The 18,725-nt window shown below is 60.8% G+C and carries 17 protein-coding genes and 1 pseudogene; 12 read left to right on the top strand and 6 right to left on the bottom strand.

All coding sequences use genetic code 11. The features are described from left to right. Window positions 1–62 precede the first annotated feature (62 nt). The 3 genes from BM416_RS13540 to BM416_RS13550 are packed head-to-tail and all read left to right on the top strand — an operon-like array spanning window position 63 to window position 3,009. Window positions 63–1,217, top strand: a complete 1,155-nt coding sequence (locus BM416_RS13540; RefSeq protein WP_065926093.1) for an ABC transporter substrate-binding protein — start codon at window positions 63–65, stop codon at window positions 1,215–1,217. Next, window positions 1,214–2,260: a FecCD family ABC transporter permease gene (locus BM416_RS13545; RefSeq protein WP_065926092.1), complete on the top strand. Its 1,047-nt coding sequence runs from the start codon at window positions 1,214–1,216 to the stop codon at window positions 2,258–2,260. The genes BM416_RS13540 and BM416_RS13545 overlap by 4 nt, the downstream gene beginning before the upstream one ends. After that, complete coding sequence (locus tag BM416_RS13550; protein WP_027603401.1) at window positions 2,254–3,009, top strand: ABC transporter ATP-binding protein; 756 nt, start codon at window positions 2,254–2,256, stop codon at window positions 3,007–3,009. Before BM416_RS13545 ends, BM416_RS13550 begins: the two co-directional genes overlap by 7 nt. Window positions 3,010–3,152: 143 nt before the next feature. Here the strand turns inward: BM416_RS13550 and BM416_RS13555 are convergent, their stop codons facing one another. Continuing rightward, complete coding sequence (locus BM416_RS13555) at window positions 3,153–4,160, bottom strand: aldo/keto reductase (protein WP_092488391.1); 1,008 nt, start codon at window positions 4,158–4,160, stop codon at window positions 3,153–3,155. 444 nt (window positions 4,161–4,604) lie between these two features. Between BM416_RS13555 and BM416_RS13565 the strand changes: the two genes are divergently transcribed. Then, window positions 4,605–5,591, top strand: a complete 987-nt coding sequence (locus BM416_RS13565; RefSeq protein WP_092488393.1) for an acrylyl-CoA reductase (NADPH) — start codon at window positions 4,605–4,607, stop codon at window positions 5,589–5,591. A gap of 149 nt (window positions 5,592–5,740) precedes the next feature. On the opposite strand, the gene BM416_RS13570 is transcribed toward BM416_RS13565, so the two are convergent. After that, window positions 5,741–6,328 (bottom strand): TetR/AcrR family transcriptional regulator, encoded by a 588-nt coding sequence (locus tag BM416_RS13570; protein WP_092488448.1) that lies wholly within the window; start codon window positions 6,326–6,328, stop codon window positions 5,741–5,743. 147 nt (window positions 6,329–6,475) lie between these two features. Between BM416_RS13570 and BM416_RS13575 the strand changes: the two genes are divergently transcribed. From BM416_RS13575 to BM416_RS31175, 3 genes are all read left to right on the top strand, one after another. Then, the gene (locus tag BM416_RS13575) at window positions 6,476–7,576 is read left to right on the top strand and encodes an alkene reductase (protein WP_092488394.1); all 1,101 of its coding nucleotides are present in this window, start codon (window positions 6,476–6,478) and stop codon (window positions 7,574–7,576) included. A gap of 561 nt (window positions 7,577–8,137) precedes the next feature. After that, window positions 8,138–8,983, top strand: a complete 846-nt coding sequence (locus BM416_RS13580; protein ID WP_092488395.1) for an alpha/beta fold hydrolase — start codon at window positions 8,138–8,140, stop codon at window positions 8,981–8,983. A gap of 22 nt (window positions 8,984–9,005) precedes the next feature. Further along, on the top strand, window positions 9,006–9,494 hold the full coding sequence (locus BM416_RS31175; protein ID WP_371856054.1) for an SCP2 sterol-binding domain-containing protein: 489 nt from the start codon (window positions 9,006–9,008) through the stop codon (window positions 9,492–9,494). Here the strand turns inward: BM416_RS31175 and BM416_RS31180 are convergent. From BM416_RS31180 to BM416_RS13605, 4 genes and pseudogenes are all read right to left on the bottom strand, one after another. Beyond that, window positions 9,446–9,736: pseudogene (locus tag BM416_RS31180) on the bottom strand (NAD-dependent epimerase/dehydratase family protein); the annotation flags it as partial. The gene BM416_RS31175 and the pseudogene BM416_RS31180 sit on opposite strands and share 49 nt — an antisense overlap. Window positions 9,737–9,790: 54 nt before the next feature. Continuing rightward, window positions 9,791–11,326: an amidase gene (locus BM416_RS13595; protein ID WP_092488396.1), complete on the bottom strand. Its 1,536-nt coding sequence runs from the start codon at window positions 11,324–11,326 to the stop codon at window positions 9,791–9,793. A 213-nt stretch (window positions 11,327–11,539) separates the two neighbouring features. Next, window positions 11,540–12,172 (bottom strand): ANTAR domain-containing response regulator, encoded by a 633-nt coding sequence (locus tag BM416_RS13600; RefSeq protein ID WP_090404594.1) that lies wholly within the window; start codon window positions 12,170–12,172, stop codon window positions 11,540–11,542. Then, window positions 12,169–13,317 (bottom strand): transporter substrate-binding domain-containing protein, encoded by a 1,149-nt coding sequence (locus BM416_RS13605; protein ID WP_092488397.1) that lies wholly within the window; start codon window positions 13,315–13,317, stop codon window positions 12,169–12,171. Before BM416_RS13605 ends, BM416_RS13600 begins: the two co-directional genes overlap by 4 nt. A gap of 650 nt (window positions 13,318–13,967) precedes the next feature. On the opposite strand from BM416_RS13605, the gene urtA reads away from it, so the two are divergent. From urtA to urtE, 5 genes are all read left to right on the top strand, one after another. Then, window positions 13,968–15,149 (top strand): urea ABC transporter substrate-binding protein, encoded by a 1,182-nt coding sequence (gene urtA, locus BM416_RS13610; RefSeq protein WP_065926081.1) that lies wholly within the window; start codon window positions 13,968–13,970, stop codon window positions 15,147–15,149. Between the two features lie 79 nt (window positions 15,150–15,228). Next, complete coding sequence (urtB, locus tag BM416_RS13615; RefSeq protein WP_092488398.1) at window positions 15,229–16,131, top strand: urea ABC transporter permease subunit UrtB; 903 nt, start codon at window positions 15,229–15,231, stop codon at window positions 16,129–16,131. A gap of 1 nt (window position 16,132) precedes the next feature. Next, entirely contained in the window at window positions 16,133–17,281 is a 1,149-nt protein-coding gene (gene urtC / locus BM416_RS13620) for an urea ABC transporter permease subunit UrtC (RefSeq protein WP_092488399.1), read from the top strand. After that, the gene (gene urtD, locus BM416_RS13625; protein ID WP_027603387.1) at window positions 17,278–18,015 is read left to right on the top strand and encodes an urea ABC transporter ATP-binding protein UrtD; all 738 of its coding nucleotides are present in this window, start codon (window positions 17,278–17,280) and stop codon (window positions 18,013–18,015) included. The genes urtC and urtD overlap by 4 nt, the downstream gene beginning before the upstream one ends. 2 nt (window positions 18,016–18,017) lie before the next feature. After that, window positions 18,018–18,707, top strand: a complete 690-nt coding sequence (gene urtE, locus BM416_RS13630; RefSeq protein ID WP_092488400.1) for an urea ABC transporter ATP-binding subunit UrtE — start codon at window positions 18,018–18,020, stop codon at window positions 18,705–18,707. The last annotated feature ends 18 nt before the right edge of the window (window positions 18,708–18,725 follow it).

Raw genomic sequence — 18,725 nt, forward strand, 5'->3', positions numbered from 1 at the left:
CCTTCGGCCCGGCACGGCACGTTGCACCGCCACCCGGCCCGACCACTGCAAAGGCTTTAACCATGGTTACCATTGTTCGACGCAGCCACGCCTTCGCCGGGCTGCTGCTTGCGGGTTTGCTGGGATGGGCGCTGCCGTCAACGGCCGCCGAGCCGCAGGCACCACGCAGCACCGTCACCGATTTGCTCGGGCGCCAGGTCAAGGTGCACCTGCCGGTCCGGCGGGTGATTCTCGGGGAAGGCCGTCAGTTGTACCTGGTTGCCGCGCTGGATACGCAAAACCCCATCGAGCGAATCGTCGGCTGGCGCAAGGACCTGATCCAGTCCGACCCGGACACCTATGGCGCTTACCTGCGTAAATTTCCCGCCATCGCCAAAATCCCCACCTTTGGCGGTTTTGAAGACGGCACCTTCGATATCGAGCAGGCCATTTCCCAGCGCCCGGACGTGATCATCCTCAATATCGAGGCCCAGCACGCAACCGAGGACGCCCGCTATATCGAAAAGCTCGATGCCCTGGGGATTCCAGTGGTGTACGTCGACTTTCGCAACCACCCGATGCAGAACACCGAACCGACCATGCGCCTGTTCGGCCAGTTGTTCGGCAAAGAGGCGCGTGCCGAAGCGTTTATCGACTTTCGCAACCAGCAGATTCGCCGCGTCACCGACGTGATCAACGCGCAACACCCTTCGCGCCCCAGCGTGTTCATCGAGCGTATCGGTGGCTACACCGACGATTGCTGCCTGAGTTTCGGCAATGAAAACTTCGGTCTGTTCGTCGATATGGCGGGGGGCAATAACATCGCCAGAGGCGTTATTCCCACCACCTTTGGCCAGCTGAATCCCGAGCAAGTGATCGTCGCCAACCCGGAACAGGTGGTGGTCACCAGTGCCAACTGGGAAGCCTTTGCCCCCGGTGGCCACTGGGTCGGTGTGGGCCCCGGCGCCGACATGGCCCAAGCCCGGCGCAAACTGGCCTGGTATACCCAACGCCCGGCCTATGCCGGGATCAAGGCGCAGGATGACCAGGCGTTCCATGCCATCTGGCACCAGTTCTACAACAGCCCTTATCAGTTCGTGGCCATCCAGCAGTTGGCCAAGTGGTTTCATCCGACACTGTTTACCGACCTGGACCCTGAAGCCTCGTTTCGCGAATTGCACGAGCGATTCCTGCCGGTGCCCTATGAGCCGGGTTACTTCGTGAGCCTCAAGCCATGAGTGCCGTGATCCAACGCGACACCTACCGGGCCCTGGTGCTGCGCAAACGCCTGATCCTCGGTGGCCTGCTCTTGCTGCTGTTGTGCAGTGTGCTGCTTGACCTGGCCCTCGGGCCGGCGCGCTACAGTTTCAATGAAGTACTCGGTGCACTGTTTGCGCCGGACAGTGCGCCGGCACAGGTTCGCGTGGTGATGTGGGACATCCGCCTGCCGATCGCGCTGATGGCGGTTGCCGTGGGTGCGGCGTTGTCACTGGCCGGCGCGCAGATGCAGACCATCCTCAACAACCCGCTGGCCAGCCCCTTCACCCTGGGCATTTCCGCCGCCGCCAGTTTTGGTGCAGCCATGGGGCTGGCGTTTGGTGTGGCGTTGTTTCCGTTGGCGGCGCAGTACATGGTGCCGGTCAACGCGTTCATCATGGCCATGCTGTCGGCGTTGCTGATTCACTTCCTGAGCATGCGTCGCGGGGTCACCGCGGAAACCATCGTGCTGTTGGGTATCGCCCTGGTCTTCACGTTTAACGCGTTATTGGCCCTGGTGCAGTTTTTCGCCACCGAGCAAGCCGTGGCGGCCGTGGTGTTCTGGACCATGGGCAGCCTGACCAAAGCCACCTGGCCCAAACTCGGGGTGATCTGCCTGGTGATCGTGATCACCCTGCCGATCTTTGCCAAGCGCGCCTGGGCCCTGACCGCACTGCGACTGGGTGACGACAAGGCCGCCAGCTTCGGGATCAACGTACGCAGCCTGCGCTTTCAGACGCTGATCATGGTCAGCCTGCTCGCCTCGTTCCCCGTGGCCTTTGTGGGCACCATCGGCTTTATCGGGCTGGTCGGCCCGCATATTGCGCGGATGTTGATCGGCGAGGACCAACGCTTCTTCCTGCCGGCCTCGCTGCTGACCGGCGCACTGATTCTGTCCGCCAGTTCAGTGGTGAGCAAAACCCTGATCCCCGGCGCCATCTTCCCGATCGGGGTGGTCACTTCGCTGATCGGCGTGCCGTTCTTCATATCACTGATCCTCAGCGGGAAGAAAAACACATGGTGAAGATTCAGCTGCAAGACCTGGGTGCCCGCTATGGCCAGCGCACGATCATCCGTGGCGTTACCACCGCCGCGTTCACCGGCGGCCAGGTGGTCGCGGTGGTGGGGCCCAATGCGGCGGGCAAGTCCACCCTGTTCAAACGCATGGCCGGGCTGATCGACGGGCCTGGACAGGTGATCCTGCAGGACTCGAAAAAGGGCCGGCAGGGCATCTGCTACATGCCCCAGGGCTTGAATGCCAGTGCGCGGTTGACGGTCTACGAATCGGTACTCCTGGCCCGCAAGCAACTGTCGCCGCAATGGACCGTCCACGATGACGAGTTGAACCTGGTGGACGAAATGCTCGAGGCCCTTGGCATCAGCGACTTGTCCTTTCGCAACCTCGGCGAACTCAGCGGCGGCCAGCAGCAACTGGTGTCCATCGCCCAGACCTTGGTGCGCGAACCGGAAATCCTGCTGATGGACGAACCCACCAGCGCCCTCGACATGCATCGCCAGGTGCAAGTGTTGAACTTCATGGGCGCACTGGCCCGCCAACAGCAGGTCATCGTGTTTATTGCCCTGCATGACCTGAACCAGGCGTTGCGCTTTGCCGACCAGGTGTTGGTGATTGCCGATGGCACCGCCCAGGGCAGCGGCGCGAGTCATGAGGTGATCACCGAACACATGCTGCGCGAGGTGTACCAGGTTGAGGCGCGGATCGAGCAGTGCAGTCGGGGACAACGGCATATTTTGATCGACGGCATAACTTGACCGCGTACCCAGCGCGAGCCATGGATTGATGCGAGAACATGCCGATAGCCGAAACCCGCGTCGTCGGCTTGGCTTGGTTCGTCCTCGCACTGACTCCAGGCTTAACCCTCATTGACCGCGCGTTCGCATCGCACCTTCACAGGTCAGGCAACGACACGCCCTGGAGCGCCGTCAGCCCAAGCAACAGGTACCCTGGCTACTGCCGACGGCGCCAGGTCACTCACGCTGTCAAGTCGACCAATTTGCTCCGCAGAGAGCTGCAGTGTCAGCGCTCCAAGGTTATCGGTAAGTTGGCCAAGTGAGCGCGGGCCGATGATGGGAACCGCACCATGCGTGCCTGCCCAAGCAATGGCAACCTGGCCCGGGCTGACGCCGTGTTCACCCGCTATAGCGACTACCGCGTCCAGCGTCTGCGTGCGCTGTGCCGAGTTCTCCGGCTGGAACACACGCCCTGCGAACCCTTCAGCGCGCCCCTTTTCACCTTGCCGGTACTTTCCGGTCAACATACCGCCCCCCAGGGGCGACCACGTCACGATGCCGAGACCGAGCGCATGCGATGCCTTGAACAAATCGGCCTCGGGCTCGCGATGCACCAAGCTATGTTCGAACTGCGCAGCCGCAATCGGAACGGCATGGGACAGTTCGGCCAGCGTGACCGCACGGGCGAGGCGCCAGGCGGGGAAGTTCGACAGGCCCGCGTACAGGATCTTGCCGGCACGCGCCAGGTCCTCGAAGCCTCGGACGATTTCCTCAAGGGGCGTGGTGCCATCCGGGTGATGCGCCCAGTAAATATCAATCCGATCGGTTTTGAGCCGTTTCAGGCTTGCCTCTACGGAAGCCACCATGGCCTTACGGCTGTTGCCGGTGACCAGTCGGTTCGCATTCTGCACTGCGCCACTGCTGAACTTGGTGGCGAGCACAAAATCCTCACGCCGCCCTTCCAGCAATGTACCGAGCAGTTCTTCGGATTGCCCGAATTGGTAGACGTCAGCCGAATCGATGAAGTTGCCGCCAGCTTCGGCATAAGCGTTGAACACAGCTTTGCTGGCGTCGGGATCGGCGCCATAACCCCAGCCTGTGCCGAAGTTGCCCGTGCCGAGCGCCACCTGTGAAACCTGCAAACCGGTCTTTCCAAATGATGTGTACTTCATGCTGTGCTCCGTCAATTGAATCGGCCCTGTTGTCGGGATCGACTGGGCGCATGACCGCCTCGATAGCGTTCCCCTGCGCTTTAGTGACTTGCATCTTCAAGATCTGTGTAGATAGACCAGCAGTGAAGCCTATAGCCCTCATTGATGTCAATCGCAATCAAAGATCTTGACGACGAAGATTATGATCGACATCATTGAAGTACTTGCCTCACAAGGGTGCTGGAATTTCGCGCGCCCATCTGACCGCGCCCACCTGCTTTCGTCGAGGCGGGCTTGGCCTTCGAGTGTGCCGCTATGGTCCAGGAAAACCTCGCCGGGACGCCCAAGGACAAGGGCATCGTCACCTTCAACGACCCTCAGGTGGGTCGCAGGCGAACCCAAGGTTTTCCAGCTGGGTCAACTGATTTAGCACAACGCACGTGGTCACCTGACCAGGAGAAGACGATGACATTCAAGGCACTGCTCGCCAGCAAGACCGGTGACACCCTTTCAACCCGCTTGGTTGACTTTGAGGACGAGGATTTGATGCCGGGCGACGTCACCGTCGCGGTCGAATACTCAACGGTGAACTACAAGGACGCGATGGCGCTCAGTGGCCGGTCACCGATCATCCGCAAGTTTCCGCTGATTCCGGGGATCGACTTTGCCGGGGTCGTAGAGTCGTCGACCTATCCCGGCATTGTGGCCGGCGACCGTGTGCTGGCCAACGGCTGGGGGCTCAGCCAGACTCACCACGGCGGCTTCGCCCAGAGGGCACGGGTGAGCGGTGATTGGCTGGTCAAGATTCCCGCAGCGTTTTCGGCCCGGGATGCCATGGCCATCGGCACAGCGGGGTACACCGCAATGCTGTCCGTGCTGGCACTGGAACATGGCGGTCTGACGCCTGCGCGCGGCGACATCCTGGTGACCGGCGCCAATGGCGGCTCTGGATCGGTGGCGATTGCCCTGCTGTCCAAACTGGGCTATCGCGTGATCGCATCGACCGGGCGGCTTGAAGAAGCCGATTACCTGCGCGCGCTCGGCGCGAACGAAATCATCGACCGCCACACCCTGTCCGCACCGGGCGCACCGATTTCCGAAGAGCGCTGGGCGGGCGCCATTGACTCGGTCGGCAGCCATACGTTGGCTAACGTGCTGGCGCATACCCGGTATCGTGGCGTGGTCGCGGCCTTCGGACTTGCACAAGGCGCGGATCTGCCCGCCTCTGTGCTCCCCTTCATCCTGCGCAACATCACCCTTGCTGGCATTGATTCGGTCAATGCGCCTCAGCAGATACGGCTGCAGGCTTGGTCGCGCCTTGCCAGTGACCTGGATCTGGACAAGCTTGCCCGAACCTCAAAGGTGGTTGGCCTCGGCGATGTTCCTGACATCGCCAGCCGCGTGCTCGCAGGGAAAATTCAGGGGCGCACCATCGTTGACGTGAACGCGTGACGGGGCGGCGGGGTTTTCCAGTGCCACCACGCGCTGTTGTCCGAGGCGCTGCCTCTGCTGGCGAAAATCGATGATCAACCGAGGATCGACCGCTTGCTCTCTCGCACGCCCATGAAGCGCATCGGCAGGCGCGCTTGAGGTCTCCCGGACTATTGCTCGCTGCCTGGCGAGACCGGCAAGGAAGCCGATATCCGGGCGTGGCAAACCTCGAGTATTTCATCGGCGAGCGGCGAATCATCCGGACACGCTCGCGACAACACCATCGCGCCAACGGCATGAGCCAGTACGTCGATCATCTTCGCTCTCGTCTCGCCCGGCGCAGCGTTTTCGACGGTCGGAGACTTTTGCACCAGCGCTTGCAGCATGCGGTCTATGCCTTCGGCGAATGCACGCTTCAGCTCATCCGACTGACGCGCGGCGTCTCCACACAGGGCCGCCATGGTGCAGCCCTCGCCACGCCGGTCACGGTGATCCCTCGACACGTAGATATCGATGAACGTCTGAATATCAAGCGCCTCGGTGCCGGCGAGCGACCGGGAAAGACTGCTGGCTGCAGCCTCGGCCATCAAATCGGCCTTTGAGCCGAAATGTTTGTAGAAACCTCCGTGGGTGAACCCGGCGGCCCCCATGAGATCCACCAAACCTACGCCGTCAAACCCCCGCTCACGAAACAACACGGAGGCCGTCTCGACGATGTGCTCGCGATTTGCCTGCGCCTGCGCTTTGGTCACTTTCACCTGCGATACCTCGAATTTGCACAAAAAACCTACGCCATAGTACATAGATGTTGATTGCAATCAAAATAATTGACAGCTTTGATTATGATCACCATCATAAAGACAAGCCAAATCGCTCTTTCGCCACAGCCACAGAAGACACCTCACATGACCGATCAAAATCTGTTTACTGCTTATACCCTTGGCTCACTGACCCTCGCCAACCGCATCGTGCTCGCGCCCCTGACGCGCAATCGCGCCGGCACTGGACTGGTGCCCAGCGAGTTCGCCCCCACTTACTACAGCCAGCGCGCTTCAGCCGGGCTGCTGATCACCGAGGCCACCCAGATTTCGGCGCAGGCCCAGGGTTACCAAGACACACCCGGTCTTTACACCCAGGCGCAGATCGACGGCTGGCGCCGGGTCACCGAAGCGGTGCATGCCAAGGGCGGCAAGATTTTTGTGCAGCTGTGGCACGTTGGCCGGGTTTCCCATGTGGACCTGCAACCGGGCGGTGCCGCCCCAGTAGCGCCGTCGGCCATCCGTGCCCAGACCAAGACCTTCGTCAATAACGGCTTTGCCGACGTGTCCGAGCCACGCGCACTCGAACTCGACGAACTGCCAGGCATCGTCAACGATTTCCGCCAAGCGGCGGCAAACGCCATTGCGGCCGGCTTCGACGGCGTGGAAATCCACGGTGCAAACGGCTATTTACTCGATCAATTCATCAAGGACGGCGCCAACCAGCGTACCGATGCCTACGGCGGTTCGATCGAAAATCGTGCGCGCCTGTTGCTGGAAGTGACCGCTGCCGTGGTCGCCGAGATTGGCGCGGACCGCACGGGCATTCGCCTGTCGCCGGTCTCGCCCGCCAATGGTGTGTCGAGCAGTGAGCCGCAGGCTCAGTTCGATTACATCGTCGACCAACTCAATGCGCTCGACATCGTTTACCTGCACGTCGTCGAAGGCGCGACCGGTGGGCCACGCGACGTGGCGCCGTTTGATTTCGACGCGTTGCGCCAGCGCTTCCAGAACACCTACATCGCCAACAATGGCTACGACCAAAACCTGGCCAACTCGCGGCTTGCGCAGGACAAGGCTGACCTCATCGCCTTTGGCCGCCCGTTTATCGGCAACCCGGATCTGGTGGAGCGGCTCAAGGCCGGTGCGCCGCTGTCCGCCTTCGACCCCACCACCCTCTACGGCGGCGGTGCGACGGGCTACATCGACTACCCGACACTGGCCGAATCAAGCGCTGCCACCAACTAGGCAGGGCCTGACCGGGCCAGGTTTTATTTGTGCATCCCTCTCACTGCGTGACCGAAGCTTGTATCCAGGAAGGTCCAGGTAACTCCGTATAAATGGCGCGCTTGGTGTCGTTACCTGTGTTCTGGCACCAAACGAGCCAGCGTCGATTACAGAACGATCACGACTGGGGGCACAAGGGGTAAGGCAGGAGCGCGCAAAAGGCTGGAAAGATGAAGTTGAATAACGATAAGTGCGACATCAATGAGTGCGTTGAATCAACCGCAGCCGCACCACCCGATACAGGACACACAGGCCCACATCAGGATCAAGCGCCACAACGTGACGAAGCGACACCTGCGCAGTCACCGACCAGCAAAGTACCTGAAGACGCGGCTCAGCCTGTAATCGTCTGGCGTAGCTTGATGTTGCAGCAGTAACGCTGCGAAGTCGCATTGCTCCGTCAACACCCGTCACAGTGCAACCAGACATCGAGCCCGGTACGGACAACGCGCGCGGGTGCAATCTGTCCCCAAACAGCCATGGTTTGCTGCATCAGATGACAACCCCTTGGAGGACTTCAAAATGAGCCATAGCCATCTAACCGCCCCTACCCTGTATATCGACGTCGATGGCGAGACATTTGCCTATCGCCGCTGGGGCAATGACAGGACAGATCAGCCTCCGCTGTTCCTCCTCCAGCATTTCCGTGGCGGCATGGATCATTGGGACCCCATCATGACGGATGGGCTGGCGGCAGGGCGCGAGGTCATCCTCTACAACGGTCGCGGCATTGCATCTTCTTCCGGAGAGCCGCGTAACCGAATTGAGCTGATGGCCGACGACGCTGCCGCAGTGATCCGCGCACTCGGTCTATCAACAGTCGATGTGCTGGGTTTCTCGCTTGGCGGTTTTATCGCCCAGGACCTGACACGACGCCATCCCGACCTCGTGCGCAAACTGATGCTGCTGGGTACCGGGCCTCGTGGCGGTAATCCGGACTCAGACCCTGGCGTGCTGGAGGCCGCACCACGGCCCATTCCCACAGTGGACGATTTTCTGTTTCTGTTTTTCGGTCGCTCCGAGGCGGCGCGGCAGGCAGGGCTCGAGTTCTGGGAGCGCCGTCATCAGCGTGTCGACCAGGATCCACCCAGCTCTGTGCAGGTGATGCAGGCACAGATCGAAGCCCACATGCACTTTATGCCCAAGCTGGACCCAAATGATCCCTTCAATCATCTGCGCGCTATCAAACAGCCAACGTTCATCCTGAACGGCATGAATGACGTCATGATTCCAACAGTCAACTCCTGGTACATGGCCCAGAACATCCCGAACGCCCAGTTATTCCTGTACCCGGATGCGGGCCACGGCGCTCAATTCCAATGCCCTGAGCGCTTTCTGAAACACGCCATCGCGTTCCTCAGCGAATGACAACTTACGGAGCCAGCACATCATGCTGAAGTTTAAATTTTTGTTGTGGGCGCTGACCAAGCTGTTACAGCGGGCCATCAAGAAAAACCCCGGCTGCGCAAAATTTGTTAAAGGCAAGTCGTTGGTCTTTCAGATTCGAACAGAGAATGGCGTGGGTCGCTACTTCACCGTTGCGAACGGAAAGATAAAATCCGCCGCAGGTTTAACGCAAAAGCCGGCATTCACGCTGTCGTTCAGAAACACAGAAAGAGGCTTCGCCATTCTGTCGGCTAAAGACAGCAAGGATGAATTCCTGACGGGGTTGCGTACAGGCGATCTGAAAATCAGCGGTGATTTTGTCGAGGTGATGTGGTTCCAGGGATTAACAGAATACTTGCAGCCGGCTAAAGACCCCGCGCAGGTCTTTTTCACGACGCCTTGCATCGTGCGGCTGCCGATCATCACGATTCGGGCGCCGGGGTGCAGCCTGGCGTGCAGGGTGTTGACCAAATGGCTCGCCGCCGCCACGTGAACCTGCCACATGGCTTGGCCATCCTGCGGCTGCAACTGCCCCAACGGGGCGGTACGCATGAAACCTGCCGCGTGGACGATGGCATCCACCGTTTCGATGGGCTGCAAGGCTTGATCCAAGGCCTGCAAGTCACTCAGATCGCATTCAGTCCAGTGAAAGCGCGGATGGTCGATACCGGCAGCGCGGCGACTCAGCCCCTGCACACGCCAGCCTTCTGACAGCAGGCGTTGCGCGATGGCCATTCCAGGCCCAGTCGCCAGCGAACGTATTCGCCAGCGCCTGGGCAGGCCATCGGTTTACAGCGCCGGGGGTTTAGGGAATACGCCACGGGCGTGTTCGTAGGCCTGGGCAACGCGCAGTGCGAGGGCGTCCTGGAAGCGCGGAGCAACGATCATCATGGCGACCGGCAAACCGTCCGCAAGCCCCGCCGGGATCGATGTCGCGGGGTGCCCCGTGAGGTCAAACGGCGCGGTATTGGCGAGCATGTCCAGTGCACTGTGCACGTACTCCTCGACGGGGGCGTCCGCGGCGGTCAACGGCGTGGCTACGAAGGGCATGGTGGGCATTACCAATACGTCAAAATCCTTGAATGCCTCGTCGTACTGGCGCGTCAGTTCCGGTACCAGCATCCGCGCCTTGGCGTAGTAGGCGCCATGCAGGTTTTTCAGGCTGTAGTGACCGGTCAACGCAACCGCTCGCACGCTACTGGACAACGCATCGGCGTGTTCGCGGCGTTTTTCGCCGAAGTAACTCATGATGTCCGGGTCGTAATAACCGTCGACGTTCATGCCGTAACCATTGCCCTGCAGCATCTGATACGCCGCGCCGTCAGTGGCAATCACGTTCCACAGATCCAACGCCACGCCGGTGTGCCACGGCGCGCTTGCTTCGCCGACACTGGCGCCCAGGCTTTCAAGCTGGGCAACCGCCGCCTTGACCAGGGCGTCCACCTGCGGCTCGGACATTCCCGGGATCGCAAAACCTTCTCGCAGCAAGCCGATTTTCAAGCCGGCCACGCCCTGCTCCAGCGTCGCGAGGCAGTTGACCGCTGGCGGATTTTTCTGCCGGGAATCAAGCCCATCGGCCCCCGCAATGACATCGAGCATCGCTGCCACATCACGTACGTTATTGGCCATCGGGCCCACATGGTCGATGGTCCGCTCAATCGGAAAAGCGCCGGTGTAAGGCACCAGGCCGTAAGTCGGTTTGTGCCCGACGATGCCGCTCCAGGCCGACGGCATCCGGATCGAACCGCCCTGATCGCCGCCAATGGCCATGTCGACTTGGCCAAGCGCCACCAGCACCGCACTGCCGCTGGACGAGCCGCCTGCGTTGCGCGTCAGGTCCCAGGGGTTTTTAACCGGGCCGCTGGCGGAGGTAAAACTCGCCCCGGAAAAACACAAGTCTTCACACACCGACTTGCCCACCACCGTGGCCCCGGCCGCCAGCAAGCGTTTGACCACAGTGGCGTCTTCGGACGGGATATAACCGTCCAGGCTCAATGAGCCGTTAGCCATGGGCACGCCAGCCACCGACACATTGTCCTTGATGACCACCGTCCTGCCGGCCAACGGGCCTTGCGCCGCGCCGACGATTCGGGTTTTCACGTACCAGGCGCCGTGCAGGTTGTCTGCCTCGGCGGCTTTGTTGTATTCGCGTTCAGGCGGTTGCTGCGCGACGTTGGCAGCGTAGAGCGCATCGATGGCTTCGTAGGAATTCAACGTTTCATCGGCCAGGTTGAGGAAGGCCTCCATCTGGCTATCTGTCAGGTGATAACCGTGGTCTTCGGCGGCAATCAGAAAGTCGGCTTTGCTGGGGCGTTTTACGGACATGGTGTTCTCCAAATGACGTTAAGAACCACCCGATCTCGGGCGATCATTGACGCGCGCCACCCGTGCCCACTGCACAGGTTACGGCTCGCTCCGGAGGACTCCATTGTCCACGCCGGTCGCCACGCGGTGATCCATACCTGCCAAGGGAGGCGTATGGCAAACGTCCACGCAGAAGAGGATCAAGCCCTCACAAGCTTGATGCTCAAAGGCTGTTCAGGAACAGGCTTGTCGGAACAACTCATGGGCCTTGACCAGCGCTTCGGCGATTTTTTCCACCGGTTCGCGCTTGGCCATGGCTTGATCTCGCAAGGCGTTGTAGGCATCGGTCTCCGACATGCCCTTGGTTTCGATAAGGATTATTTTCGCCTGTTGCACGGTGCGCATGACCGCCATGCGCCCTTCCAGGCGCTTGACGTGTCGTTCCCGTTCGCGGGCCTTGCGTGACTGACTCAGCGTGATCGCCAAAGCGGTCAGCAACCCGAACGACTTCACGGGCGAAGGAATGACAGAGCAAGCGTTCAACTGCACCAATGCCTCAACGATGATCGGGTTCTCATAGGCAATTACCGGAATGATCGGCGGCGTGCTGGCGTGCAACAGCCATGGCGTGTTGGTCGACAGGCTTTCCGGCGACACCGCCAACACGATCACGTCCGCCTCGGCGCTCAAGCGCTCCGGGATCGGCCATTGCACACGCACCTGACAACCGATGCGCTGCAACTGCTCGATCAGGTTGCGTCCATCCTCGTCATCCGGGTGCATCACCAATACGCTGACGTCGCGCAGGTCCTTGATACCTGTGGCGCTGTCGTTGCGCAGGCGTTTCTTGGCGGCGCGCAAGGTCATGGACGTCTCCCCACCGAGCCGGACCATTCATTGAAATTGGGTGCAATGGCGTAAGGGTCAGGCTTGAGTGCACTCTGGCTTTCGTAAAGGATGTCGAATTGGCCCTCGACGTTGGCCCGGCCAATCCGCGAAAACAGGTACGTGTGGTGATTGTTGGCATCGACCCGAATGCGTCCTTGTGGCGCTTCGAATTCCAGCCCGCGCATGGCCTGCAGCACATCCTCCACTTGCGTGCTGCCAGCTCGAACGATCGCCTTGGCCAGCAAGTGCACCTGAAAGTACGCCGCCTCCCAGCAACGGTCAGTGACCTGGTGTTGACCAAACAACTCGCGGTATTGGGCGATGCATTGGCGGTTGGTCGGCGTGTCCACCGACTGAAAATACGTAGCCGCCGAAATATGTCCCGCCCCCAGGTGAATCCCCATTTGCTGGATGTCGGTTTCGCTGGTCGTCAGGCTGGCAATCGGCATCACCGAAGGGTCGAAGCCTGCATCGGCGTAGGCCTGGTACAAATGCCCCATGGTTTCGCCGACGACCGTCGAGAAAATAAACGAGGGATTGAGCTCCCTGGCCTTGACCATCAGCTTGGCAAAATCTTCCGGACGTGCGTTTTTCAGCGGCAGGTAATACTCGCCCAGCTTGGTACCGCCACGCTCGTACAACAGGTCGCTCATCAAGCGATTGGTTTCGTACGGGTAGACGTACTCGGAACCGATCATCAACACGCGATTGCCGAAGTTGTCGAGCATGTAATTGCCCAGCGGCAGGGCATTGTGATTCGGTGTGGCGCCGGTGTAGATGATGTTGCGCGAATACTCGAAACCTTCGTAATACACCGGGTACAGCAACAGGGCGTCGTAGCGCTCGACAATCGGCAGTGCCGCCTTGCGTGCAGCCGAAGTGTAGCAACCAAAGAAAAACCGCAGGTGTTCTTCGCGGATCAGCGATTCGATGTGCATGGCGTACAGCGCAGGCGTTGAATCGGGGTTACGGGTGATCAACTGCAGCGGGCGACCACCGACCCCGCCTGCCGCATTGATCTGCGCAATTGCGAACTGCGCGCCGCGCATCGTCGAGCCCTCGGCAGCCGCCGTGACACCGGTATCGGAAAACAGACCGCCTATGCGGATCGACTGGTCAACCATGCCTATCAACCTTGTTCAACGTGAGAAAAGACACCCGCTCGTGGATGGGGGTCTGGAGGCCTGTGCAAATAATGATTGAGCGAGACGCCGTATAACAAAATGGCTGCTCTCAGGCGGGTTGTGCCTGGGGCTGGCGCGACAACACTGTCAGGGCCAGTCATGCGAGGGGCCTTCCACACCTGCCGAGGATGGGCGTGTGACAAGGGACCCTGCGAGGGTGTTGCCTGTCGCTCATGCAGATAGTGGGCCACACGCCATGGACGAGCTGCACCCGCGGCGCCGGCCGGTTTCAATCCTTGCCGTGGAGCCCATCCATGCCGCCCACACGCTCACGGTATTGGTGCATTCAGGGTGCATTCGCGCCAAAGCAGCGCAGGCCAGTGACACGCGGCAATAGATGCAGGCGTCACTCGCACGCCCCTTCGACTGCCCGGAAAACGCCCTGATCGCAATTGGCACTGCCCTTGCTATAACTCTCCAGAGACATCGCGCCAGCTGTTTGCCCTACGCCCCCTTGGCAAGTAGGGAAGCACCTCGCGTACGACTGGATCGGACACAGCTGTCCCGCCAGATTCGGCACAAGAAGCCTGATTTCCCGACTATTGATTTAGCCGGGATGTCGGGCTTTTTTTATTCCTGGAGAGAAGTGAATGCACAACGACAAACGCCGTTTGATCAAGCATGCCCTGTTGCTGGGCGCCTTCAGCCTGTTGCCGTTTTCCCTGGTCAGCCAGGTGCAGGCAGCCGAGACCGTGAAGGTCGGCATCATCCACTCGCTGACCGGCACCATGGCCATCAGTGAGGCCTCGGTGGTGGATGCGGAAAAACTCGCCATCGACGAAATCAACGCCAGCGGTGGCGTGCTCGGCAAGACCATCGAACCGATCGTCGAGGACGGTGCCAGCGATTGGCCGACCTTCGCCGAGAAGGCGCGCAAGCTGTTGGAAAACGATCACGTTGTCGCTACGTTCGGCGCCTTCACCTCGGCGTCGCGTAAAGCGGTATTGCCGGTGTTCGAACGCAACAAGGCGTTGCTGTATTACCCGACGTTCTATGAAGGCCTGGAAAAATCCCCGGCCATCATCTACACCGGCGCCGAAGCGTCGCAGCAAACCCTGGCAGCCGTCAGCTGGTTGATGGCCAACAAAGGCAAGACCGTCTACCTCGTGGGCTCGGACTACATCTGGCCGCGCACCACCAACAAGCTGGCACGGGCGTCGGTGACCAAGCAGGGCGGATCCATCGTCGGTGAGGATTACCTGCCCCTGGGCAACATCGAGTTCTCCTCGGTGATCAACAAAATCAAGGCCGCCAAGCCCGACATCGTGCTGTCGACCATCGTCGGTGGCTCAAACGTGGCGTTCTACAAACAGCTCAAGGCCGCCGGCATCGACAGCAGCAACCAGACGCTGATGGCGCTGGCCGTCACCGAAGAAGAAGTCACCGGCATCGGTGCCGAAAACCTCACCGGCTTTCTCACCTGCATGAGCTACTTCCAGAGCCTGAAAAACCCGGTCAACGAGAAATTCGTCGCCGCCTTCAAGGCCCGCTATGGCGACAAACGCGTGGTCGGCGACCCAATGGCGGCCGCGTACACCGCCGTGTACCTGTGGAAGAAAGCCGTGGAAAAAGCCGGCAGTTTCGACGTCCCGGCCGTGATCGCCGCGTCCTCGGAGCTGACCCTCGACGCGCCTGAAGGCGAGGTCAAGGTCCACAAGGACAACCACCACCTGTGGAAGCGCGCGCGCATCGGCACCCTCAACGCCCAGGGCCAGGTTGACGTGATCTACGAGTCCGCGCCCATCGAGCCCAACCCTTTCCCGAAACTGTGATGCAGGGTCGGGCGCGATCTGACTCGCGCCCTCTCCCGCCCACGCGGTCCGCCAACGTGCAGCGACAGGTAGCGACGCAATGACTTTCGATATTTTGGTGATGCAGGTCTTCAGCGGGTTTTCGCTGTTCTCGGTGTTGGTGCTGATGGCCCTGGGGCTGACCATCGTGTTTGGCCTGATGGGCGTAATCAACATGGCCCACGGCGAGTTGATGGCGATGGGGTCGTACATGACCTACGTCACGTCCGTGGTGTTTGCGCGCTACTTTCCCGACTACATGGGCTGGTATTTCGTGATCGGCATCGGCGTGGCCTTCGTCGTGACCTTCGCGTTCGGTTTCCTGCTCGAACGCTGCTTTATTCGCTTCATGTACAACCGCCCGCTCGACACGCTTCTGGCGACCTGGGGCCTGTCGCTGGTGCTGCAGCAGATGTTCCGCCAGGTCTTCGGCCCCAAGGAAGTCAGCGTGCCCACGGTGCAATGGCTGCAAGGCGCGTGGAAGATCAGCGAAGGCCTGGAACTGCCGCTCAATCGGATTTTCATCATCGGCCTGACACTGGTGATCGCCGGCGCCGTGTTTCTGTTTTTGTACCGCAGCCGCTGGGGGCTGCGCATTCGCGCGGTGACCCAGAACCGCGCCATGGCGGGGGCAGCCGGCATTAACACCGCCCGTGTCGATGCGGTCACGTTTGCCCTGGGCTGCGGGCTGGCCGGGATCGCCGGCAGCTCGTTCACCATGCTGGCCTCGACCGGCCCGGTCAGCGGCCAGCAGTACCTGGTCGACACCTTCATCGTCGTGGTGTTTGGCGGGGTGGAGAGTTTGCTGGGCACCTTCCTGTCGGCCTTCGCCATCGGCCAGACGCAGATTTCGCTGGAATACCTCACCACCGGGTCCATGGCTAAAGCCATCACGCTGCTGGTGGTGATCGTGCTGCTGTTCTTCCGCCCCAACGGCTTGTTCGCCGCGAAAGTGAGACGCTGAGATGAACGATATGACTGAGACGCCCCTCACCCGCCCCAACACGTCGACGCCGACCACGCGCCGGCTGCGCACCAGGTTGCTGCCGTTGCTCGAGCGCCACAGCCTGGTCTGGCTGTCGCTGCTGTTGCTGGTGATATTGCCCCTGAGCCTGGGCGACTTTCGCCTGGGCCTGGCCGGCAAATACCTGAGCCTGGCGTTCTGCGCCGTGGGGATGGTGATGATCTGGGGCTACGGCGGGATACTCAGCCTGGGCCAGGGCATCTTCTTTGGCCTTGGCAGCTACATGATGGCGATGTACCTGAAACTTGAAGCCACCGCCAACGACGAAGCGGCGAGCGCGCTCGCCGCCTTCTACGGCTCGGCGTTGCCGGACTTCATGATCTGGAACAGCGTCGACGCGCTGCCCTGGTGGTGGAAGCCTTTCGAGTCGGCGACATTCACCTTTGCCGCGATCCTCGTCCTCCCGGCATTGCTCGCGTTTGTGTTCAGCTACGCGTATTTCAAGAAGCGCGTGGGCGGCGTGTACTTCTCGATCATCACCCTGTCGTTGGCGGCGATCATGTCGATCATGATCATCGGCCAGCAAGGCTACACCGGCGGCGTCAACGGCCTGACCGACTTCAAGACCGCCTTTGGCCTGAGCCTGCAAACGCCTCAAACGCCCTGGATTCTGTACCTGATCACCACCCTGTTGCTGCTGGGCTGCGTGGCGTTGTGCGGGTTCATCCTGCGCAGCCGGCTGGGCAAAGTGGTGGTGGCGATCCGTGACCGTGAGGACCGCGTACGGTTTTCCGGCTACAACACAGCACTGTTCAAAGCGTTCATCTTTGCCGTCGCAGCACTGATCTCCGCGCTCGGCGGGGTGATGTTCACCCTGCAGGTCGGCCTCGCGTCGCCGTCCCTGGTGGGCATCATTCCTTCGACCGAAATCGTGATTTACGCAGCCCTTGGCGGGCGTCTATCGCTGGTCGGTGCGGTGTACGGCACGCTGTTGATCGGCGTGGCCAAAACCTACCTGTCGGAAAATTTCGTCAACTTCTGGCAGTACTTCATCGGTTTCCTGTTCATGGGCGTGGTGCTGTTCTTGCCGACCGGGCTCGCCGGTTTGCTGCAACGCCTTGGCCACAACAAACAGGAGGTGCAGTCATGAGTGGCCTGTTGCTGAGTGTCGAAGACCTCACGGTGTCGTTCGACGGTTTCAAGGCAGTGGACAGCCTTAATTTCTATGTCGAAGAAAACCAGGTGCACGTGGTGATCGGGCCTAACGGCGCGGGCAAGACCACCCTGCTTGACATGATCTGCGGCAAAACCCGCCCGAGTGCCGGCAGCATTCGTTTCAAGGACCTGCAACTGGCCAACATGATCGAATACCAGATCACCCGCGCGGGCGTTGGGCGCAAGTTCCAGAACCCTTCGGTGTATGAAGACCTCACCGTGCGCGAGAACCTCGACATCTCGTCGCCCGGCAAACGCGGCATTTTCAACTGCCTGTTCGCCCGCAAAGACCCGGCCCTGCAAGCAGAGATCGAGCAGACCGCCGAGATGATTTTCCTGCAGGACCAGCTGGGGCGCAAAGCCGGGCTGTTGTCCCACGGGCAAAAGCAGTGGCTGGAGATCGGCATGCTGCTGATGCAGCGCCCGGAACTGTTACTGCTGGACGAGCCGGTGGCCGGCATGAGTGCAGGCGAGCGGGAAAAGACCGCAGGCCTGCTCAAGCGCATCGCCAAGGGCCGCGCCATGGTGATCATCGAGCACGACATGGAGTTCGTGAAGTCAGTGGCTGACAAAGTCACCGTCCTGCACCAGGGCAAAACCCTGGCCTACGGCTCGATGGATCAGGTGCAAAACGATCCTCGCGTCATCGACGTCTACCTGGGGCACTGAGCATGCTGACCGTCAATAACCTGAACGTGTATTACGGCGACAGCCATGTGCTGCGCAATCTCGACCTGACCCTCGCACCAGCCGAGTCCCTGGCGATCATGGGTCGCAACGGCATGGGCAAGACCACCCTGCTCAGAAGCCTGGTGGGCATGCTGCCGGCGCGCAGCGGCAGCATCACGCTGGCGGGCCGGGAACTCAGCGCCAGCAAGAGCTATGAGCGGGTCGCCGCCGGGGTGGGCTTCGTGCCGCAGGGGCGGATGATTTTTCCGTACCTGACGGTGGAGGAAAACATCCTCACCGGCATGCAGGGCGCCCCTGCCGCACCGATTCCCGACTACATCTACGAGTACTTCCCGGTGCTGTTCGAGATGCGTCGACGCAAGGGCGGCAACCTCTCCGGCGGCCAGCAACAACAGCTGGCGATTGCTCGCGCGCTGGTCTCCAACCCCAAAGTGTTGATCCTGGATGAGCCGACCGAGGGCATTCAGCCGTCGATCATCAAGGACATCGCCCGGGCCCTGAACCTGCTGAAAAAAGAACGGGGGTTTTCGCTGATCGTCTCCGAACAGGTGCTGTCGTTTGCGATGGCGGTGGCCGACCGTTACCTGATCATCGAGAAAGGCGAGTTCGTGCACAGCGAGGTCCGCGAAACCGTCGACCGCGAGCGCATCCTGCGCTACCTGACCATCTGAAACCAGACCTGAGAGCAC

Origin of the sequence: Pseudomonas sp. NFACC42-2 (assembly GCF_900116055.1) — a bacterium.
GTDB lineage: Bacteria > Pseudomonadota > Gammaproteobacteria > Pseudomonadales > Pseudomonadaceae > Aquipseudomonas > Aquipseudomonas marginalis.